Origin of the sequence: Succinimonas sp., from assembly GCF_045225735.1 — a bacterium.
In the GTDB taxonomy this organism is placed as follows: Bacteria; Pseudomonadota; Gammaproteobacteria; order Enterobacterales; family Succinivibrionaceae; genus Succinimonas.
On the sequence record NZ_JBGVBR010000207.1, the window covers coordinates 1 to 6,426 of the forward strand.

Below are 6,426 nucleotides of genomic sequence, written 5' to 3' on the forward strand. Positions count from 1 at the left end.
GATACTGTCAATATGGATACGGCTATTGCCATTGCCAAAAGTTCCCTGAAGCTTCTGAGCGAAATGCTTCATGCAGAGTGTGACAAAAAGACTGTCATTATCATCGATGAATACGATGTTCCCCTGCAGAAAGCCAAGGTGAACGGTTATTACGATGACATGCTGGACGTAATCAAGGAAATGCTGGGCAGCGCCCTCAAAACAAACGACAGCAACATGGAAATGGGCTTTGTTACCGGCTGTCTCCGCATCGCCCATCAGAGCATCTTTACCGATATTAACAATTTCGTATGCCTTGGCAGCTCGAACGATACACAATTTGCCGAGTTTATCGGACTCACCAGGGATGAAACTGCAAGACTTCTCAGTCAGTGCGGCATGGAAAGCCGTCTCCCTGACGTTGTTGCATGGTATGACGGCTACAGTTTTGCCGGAAACGCCATGCTGTGCCCGTGGAGCGTGCTGAATTTCTTATATGAAACTCTCGTTCCCACAAATGATCGCGCCACCTTCAAACCGCAAAACTACTGGGCAAATTCCAGCGGCAACGACTTTATCGATATCTGCATGAGACGTCCCCGGGCGAAGGATATCCAGCGCTTTCAGAATCTTCTGGAAGGCAAAACAGAAGAAATTGTCCTCCGGGAATTCACCGCCTATCCGGTAATCACCTCAAATACTGATTTTGATACCTTTGCCACACTGATGCTGCATACCGGGTATCTTACAGTGGCAAAGGATGCAGTTCCCTCCGCCAGGAACAGAGCGGTGGTCAGAATTCCCAATAATGAGGTTCGGGAGTGCTTTTCCGAGAAAGCGGATGCGATTTTCAGCGAAAGCAATCCGGAATGGCTGGAAAAGGCCATGACGCTCCGGGATGCACTGTTAGGCGGGGATACGGCTCAGGCTCAGGACATCATGAATGCCATGCTCCGGAGATTTATCAGCGTGCGGGACACCAGTCATGAGTATTACTATCACATGTTCCTTTCCGGGGTACTATCCATGACCGCTGAAGAGAATATCGATGTAATTTCCCAGATTGAAAAGGGTGATGGCTATCCGGACATCGTTATTGATAACAAAAGGAACAGAGAAGCGGTGATCCTGGAACTCAAAAAATCCGACGGGCAGAAGTTCTCGCAGCTGAAAAAATGGGCGGATGATGCTCTGGAGCAGATAAGGACAAATGCTTACGACAGAGATTTCAAAGACCGGAAATACCTGAAAATTTGTAACTTCGGCATTTCATTTTTCGGGAAGGAGTGCCTCGCGCTTAAAATGCCGGATGACTCCGCCGCAAAATGAGGAACAACCCCGATAAGAAACATAACCGGCTGTCAGCTGATGGCCGGTTTTGCTTTTTCCCCGGATGATGCAGCTTTCGGGCCCGGAGAAAACTGTCTCAGGTTCCCGTTAAAACCTGAAAACAAAGAGGGCGGGAAGGCAGGCAGGAAAACAATACCTCTGAAGCTCACCTCCGGAATATCCTAAAACATAGTTTTTCGCTGACACCCCGGGCCGCAAAATCAGGGCTTTTCCGGTTTCTCCAGATGAAAAACAGCATACAATCTCCGCAAAATTCCCTTTTTATCACATTTCCGAACAGCGCAATTACGGAAATTGCGTACTGCGTCACCATCCGATAATCGCAATCGTGTAATATTAGACTCGGGCTTGCGGCATTTAATACCGCAGCATCTTATAATCTGCCGTTTGCATAGAAATCCGCCTATGGAACTCCCCGAAACCGCCTCTCTTCTTGAACCGCTGCCTGACAATGACGTCGGCGAAAACCTTGAGTATGATCCCGCGTATATGAAAATGGAAGAGCTGGCCCTCAGCGTGCCTCCTGCCGAAATGGGAGATTCTGTGAGCGCCGGACGGGAGCCGAATTACCGCGATCTTATAAAAAACACCATCGCCCTGTGGGGCAAAACCCGAGATCTCAGAGTGGCCGTCTATCACACCGTGGCCGCCTTCTGCGTGAACGGCCTTGCCGGCATGAAGCAGGGACTCCAGATGATCGACTATCTGTGCAAGAATCTCTGGGATAAATGCTATCCGGAACTGGATCCTGATGATGACAATGATCCCACGGAAAGACTCAATATTTTCAGCATTCTCTCTCCCAAGCCCGGCAGCTATAACGATCCCATTGACTTTGTCGGTCAGTTCCGGAAGCACCGGATCTGCTCTGCACTGCCCTATACTCTCAGGGATGCGCTGCTGGCCCAGGGGATCATCCACGCCAGCGATGACAGCGCCTCCGTGGATTCTGCTCAGATGGCCGCGGCGTTTGCGGCTTTGCCCCGGAATGTAATTGCGGATCAGTATCAGCTGCTCTCCGAGGTTCGGGAACTCATGACCAGAATCCGGAATACCGTCAACGATAAGATAGGCAGCGCGGCTTCCCTCAACTTTGAAGTTCTGGAAAAGGAAACCGCATACCTGGATAAGTTCCTGAAGTCCCAGATCTCCGATAGCGGCGAAGACAGTCCGGCAGAAGAAGCAGACGGCCTGGCGGCTGGTGCCGTCTTCACGGCAGGAGCAGCGGCAGCAGCAGTCCCCCGGCCGGCAGTGAAGGACATAAGCTCTCTCATTGTCACCAACCGCAAGGACGCTCTTCTTCTTATCGGCAAAAGCGCCGATTACTTCCGGAAAGCGGAGCCCTCAAGCCCTCTCCCGTTCCTGCTGGACAGAGCCCTCCGGATGTCAGATATGAACTTTATGGAAATTCTCAGGGAAATCGATCGCAATTCTCTGGACAGAGCCCGGGAACAGCTGGGCGTGAAGGAGGAAGATAACTGAATTTGAACTTTTTTGGTAATAATCTGTAACCGCGCTCTTTTTTGTGCGTTGTGTATACGGATGCTTCAGAAACTGTTAAAGAATTGAAAACAGAAACTTAAAGGAGATAATCCCCATGGCAGTAACAAATTCTCAGAAATTTGTGGGAAAGAACAGGGCCCCGCGGGTACAGGTTGAATACGATGTTGAGCTTTACGGCTCCGAGAAAAAGGTAAACCTGCCCTTTGTTATGGGAGTGATGTCTGATCTTTCCGGCAAACCGGCCGAACCCCTTCCCAGCGTTGAGGAGCGCAGCTTTCAGGAGTTCGATGCCGAAAACTTCGATGACAGAATGAAGAGCATCAAGCCCAGAGTGGCATTTTCCGTGCCCAACACCCTTACCGGCGAAGGCAATCTGGCAGTGGACATTACCTTTGAAAGCATGGACGACTTCTCTCCGGACAAAGTAGCCGAGAAAGTGGAAGGCCTGAAGCAGCTTCTGGAAGCCCGGAAGCAGCTCTCCAACCTCTTAAGCTACATGGACGGCAAGACCGGCGCCGAAGAGCTTATCGCCAAGATCCTCAAGGATCCCGCCCTTTTGCAGGCTCTGGCCAAGGAAGCCAATCCTGACAAGGCTGCCGCCCCCGCTGAGAACACTGACAAGGAGTAATGGAAAATGAGCGAACTCGAACAAGCGCAAACCCAGGAACAGCAAGCTTCCGGCATTGAGGTATCAGATTTTGACCGGCTTCTGGAGCAGGAGTTCAAACCCAAGTCCGACGAAGCCAAGTCCGCCGTGCAGAATGCCGTGCAGACACTGGTGGGGCAGGCTCTTCAGAACGCCAATATTGTCAGTGATGACGCCATCAAGAGCATTGAGGGCATTATTGCCGAACTGGACAAGAAGCTGAGCACCCAGGTTAACGAAATCATCCATAACAAGGATTTCACCAGTCTGGAAAGCGCCTGGCGGGGGCTTTCATATCTCGTAACTAACACCGCCACCAGCGAATCCATGAAGATCCGCGTCATGAACATCAGCAAAAAGGATCTGCTCAAGACCATGAAGAAGTTCAAGGGCACCTCCTGGGATCAGAGCCCGGTGTTCAAAAAGATCTACGAGGACGAATACGGCACCGCCGGCGGGGAACCCTTCGGAGCTCTGGTGGGAGATTACTACTTCAACCAGACCGGACCGGACATCGAGCTTATGAAGGGCATTTCCCAGGTAGCGGCCGCCGCTCATGCGCCGTTTATCGCCGCAGCCGATCCCTCCATTATGAATCTGGACAGCTGGCAGGATCTCTCCAAGCCGCGTGATATCAGCAAGCTGTTCTCCACTCCGGAATACGCTGCCTGGAGATCCTTCCGGGAAACCGACGACAGCCGCTATGTGGTGCTGACTCTGCCCCGGGTGCTTTCCAGAGCTCCTTACGGCAAGGACACCAATCCGGTGGAAGGCTTCGACTACAGCGAGGATACCAATCTGGGGGACTCCAGGAACTATAACTGGATGAATGCCGCCTATGCCATGGGAGTGAACATCAACCGCTCCTTCAATGACTACGGCTGGTGCGCTCACATCCGCGGCGTGGAATCCGGCGGCGTGGTAGAGTCTCTGCCGACGCATACCTTCCCCACCGATGACGGCGGCACCGTTATGAAGTGCCCTACGGAAATCGCCATTACCGACCGCCGGGAGGCTGAGCTTTCCAAGAACGGCTTCCTGCCTCTCTGCTACTGGAAGAACACCGACTATGCCGTTTTCCTGGGCGGCCAAACCGTTAACAAGCCGCAGGAGTATGACAACCCTGACGCCACTGCCAATGCCAACCTGTCAGCCCGGCTGCCGTACATTTTTGCGACCTCCCGCTTTGCCCACTATCTCAAGTGCATTGTGAGAGACAAGATCGGTTCCTTCAAGGAACGCAGCGATATGGAAAGATGGCTGTCCGACTGGATCTCCAACTATGTAACCTCGGATCCCAATGCCTCCGAGGAGGTTAAGGCCAAGTATCCGCTGGCCGAGGCCAAGGTAGTGGTGGAGGATGTGGAAGGGAATCCGGGCTACTACAATGCCAGATTCTATCTGCGACCGCATTACCAGCTGGAGGGACTGACCACCTCCCTGAGACTTACCACCAAGATCCCCAGCGCCGGGAAGTAGTCTCAGAACAGGGCCCCCGGGGTTCCGGGAGGCTCCAGAGAATTACCCGGACAGCCCAGAGCGGCTTCCGGAAAAGATTCTGGGAAACCAGAGGAATTGGAGCGCGCAATGCGTCTCCGCGAGGATGTTCATTTTGAATAGGAGAAATTTATCATGGCATCTGATTTCTTTATTAAGCTCGACGGCATCGATGGCGAGTCCGCTGACAAGGGCCACAGCAAGTGGATTGAAGTTGTTGACTTTAAGCTCGGTTCCATGCAGAACGTGACTTCCGGCCGTACCACTGACGTTTCAGGCAGAGGCACCTTTATGCCCTTCACCTTCACCCATCTCCTGGACAAGGCATCTCCCAAGATCCAGCAGTACTGCATGAACGGTTCGAAGATCGCTAAGGTTCAGTTCAATGTTTGCCGCGCTATTGCCGGCGCCCAGGTTCCTGTTTACGAGGTAACCATGGAGCAGTGCAAGATCGTCAAGGCAGCCATTGCCTCCGTAGTTGCCGGCGCCGAAGCTCCGATTGTTCTTCCCACCGCTGAAAAAGCCTGCACCCCGGTAGAAGTAGTTGATATTGTTGCCTCCAAGATCACCTGGAAGTACACCGCAATCAAGGACGACAATACCAAGGACGGCGCAGTTGAAGCTTCCTTCAACCAGGTAGAGAATGCCTAATTAAATATATTCAGCATCAAAGACAGATTCCAGTAATCTGTCTTTTTTGTTGTTTCCGGATCCTCCGGAATTAAGTGACTGATGAATAACCTTCTTTCTGATTACATTAAGAGCTTCCAGAAAGCCCCAAATCAGGAGATTACCGCACATGATAAAGCTAAAGAAGAAACAGCTCTTTTCCAAACTTTCCGGCACCGCCTACCGGGCTCTGGAAAGCGCCACCGCCCTCTGTAAAACCCGCGGCAACCCCAGCGTGGATATCGCCCACTATCTGAATCAGATCCTTTTGGGAGATCCCGCTGACTTCCACGAAATTGTCCGCTATTTCGGCATTGACGAAGCCCGCCTGTCCGCGGATCTGGTTAAAGCTCTGGATACCCTGCCCCGGGGCGCCAGCGCTATTTCCGGTTTTTCTCCGCTCCTGGAAACCGCAATTCAGGAAGGCTGGATGGCGGCTTCCATAGTTTATCAGAACCCGCTGATCCGCACCGGTCATCTGCTTCTGGCCATAAAGCTGAACCCGGATTTAAGCCGCAGGCTCCATGAAATCAGCTCCGAAATGGTGAAGATAAACGGGGATCTTTTGCAGGAAAAATTCCTGGAAATCACCGGAAACTCTCCCGAAGCCGCGGCCATGCCCTCCTCCGGCGATACCGGCACCGGACAGGTTTCCGGGCTTATGAACGAAGCCGGGCTCCGCAAGGGCGAGGCTCTGGATCTTTACACCACTGATATGACTGCTCTGGCCCGGGAAGGCAAAATCGACAGCATTGTGGGCCGTGATGAAGAAATCAGAAAGA

The 6,426-nt window shown here is 52.3% G+C and carries 5 protein-coding genes and 1 pseudogene; all 6 read left to right on the forward strand.

From position 1 onward, the window contains the following. The coding region (locus tag ACJROR_RS07155) for an AAA family ATPase (protein ID WP_406546520.1) at positions 1–1,308 on the forward strand (1,308 nt) is incomplete at its 5' end. 426 nt (positions 1,309–1,734) lie between these two features. Continuing rightward, positions 1,735–2,811 carry a type VI secretion system protein TssA gene (gene tssA, locus ACJROR_RS07160; RefSeq protein WP_406546521.1) on the forward strand — a complete coding sequence of 359 codons (1,077 nt, stop codon included), beginning with the start codon at positions 1,735–1,737 and terminating at the stop codon, positions 2,809–2,811. Positions 2,812–2,926: 115 nt separating this feature from the next. Then, on the forward strand, positions 2,927–3,460 hold the full coding sequence (gene tssB / locus ACJROR_RS07165; RefSeq protein WP_406546522.1) for a type VI secretion system contractile sheath small subunit: 534 nt from the start codon (positions 2,927–2,929) through the stop codon (positions 3,458–3,460). 6 nt (positions 3,461–3,466) lie between these two features. Then, complete coding sequence (gene tssC / locus ACJROR_RS07170; protein WP_406546523.1) at positions 3,467–4,957, forward strand: type VI secretion system contractile sheath large subunit; 1,491 nt, start codon at positions 3,467–3,469, stop codon at positions 4,955–4,957. Positions 4,958–5,110: 153 nt separating this feature from the next. Further along, the gene (locus ACJROR_RS07175) at positions 5,111–5,626 is read left to right on the forward strand and encodes an Hcp family type VI secretion system effector (RefSeq protein WP_406546524.1); all 516 of its coding nucleotides are present in this window, start codon (positions 5,111–5,113) and stop codon (positions 5,624–5,626) included. A gap of 148 nt (positions 5,627–5,774) precedes the next feature. Beyond that, positions 5,775–6,426: pseudogene (locus tag ACJROR_RS07180) on the forward strand (type VI secretion system ATPase TssH); the annotation flags it as partial.